Source organism: Aeromonas sp. QDB39, assembly GCF_027707585.1.
In the GTDB taxonomy this organism is placed as follows: domain Bacteria; phylum Pseudomonadota; class Gammaproteobacteria; order Enterobacterales; family Aeromonadaceae; genus Aeromonas; species Aeromonas hydrophila.
Window position 1 is genome coordinate 1 of the sequence record NZ_JAPCIV010000121.1, and the last position, 1,062, is coordinate 1,062.

Annotated in this window: 1 protein-coding gene; it reads right to left on the minus strand. The window is 54.0% G+C overall.

Annotated features, from left to right (window positions below):
• Positions 1-56: 56 nt before the first annotated feature.
• Entirely contained in the window at positions 57-974 is a 918-nt protein-coding gene (locus PG899_RS24095; protein ID WP_101613907.1) for an IS5-like element ISAs15 family transposase, read from the minus strand.
• Positions 975-1,062: the final 88 nt, after the last annotated feature.

The following is a 1,062-nucleotide window of genomic DNA, read 5'->3' on the forward strand; positions in this document are numbered from 1 at the left end:
GGCGTTGTTGCCCAAATAAGCCATTAGGCCACAACTTCCCCAGCCCCAGGTGATAGTTACACTTGGGGCTTTCTAACCGGCAGACCAAGGGCATTCAGTTTGTTCATCGCACACACGTAGGCCATGATCTCTCCCACTTGTCCGTTGTAATTACGTAGACTGATTTTTCCCGTCATCAATTGTTTGAACCTATACATCGCCGTCTCGGCCAATGAGCGCCGATGATACCCGGACTGCTGCTTCCAGTGAGTCAGCCCCTCCTTGCGCATCACCAGAACCGCTTCATTACGTGGATGCCCCTCTTCCCATAAACCGGCATTCTTGCGCGGCGGAATACAAGCCTTGGCTCCTTTGCGCTTTATCAGTTCATGGCAGGCCTTGGTGTCATATGCGCCATCGGCATACACTGTCCCAAGGGCTCGGCGTAGCGGATTGAACAGGGTCGGCAACACCTCGGCATCATGAACATTTTCCAACGAGGCCTCGGCTGCCACGATGTCGTGGGTCGCCGGATCCACAGCCAGATGCAATTTGCGCCAGACCCGGCGCTTGTCATGGCCATGCTTTCTGACCTTCCATTCACCCTCGCCAAACACTTTCAAGCCGGTGGAATCGATAACCAAATCGGTAACCTTGCCCTTGGGTGGCTGGCGGTATGCAACCTTCACGGTACTGGCGCGCTTGCTGACACAGCTGTAGTCGGGGGCACACAGCGGCACATTCATCAGCTCAAACAGCGAGTCGAGCAGGCCCTGTGTCGCCCGCAGGGAGAGGTTAAAAATGCCCTTGAGCATGAGAAAGGTACAGATGGTCTGGTCGGTGTAGAGGGCGCTTCTTCCCCGTCGGCCATGATGTTCTTGATGGAACCAGTTATGAACGACATTCTCATCAACCCAGAACGTTAGCGAGCCGCGTTTGACCAGGGAACGGTTGTACTGTGACCAGTTGGATATGGCGTGAAGCGACTTGCCCATGATGCTGATTTGAAGAGGGATTTGGTGATCAGATCACCGTCTCAACCATAAGTTCAATTCAGGTCACTCTGATTTGGGAAACAACGCC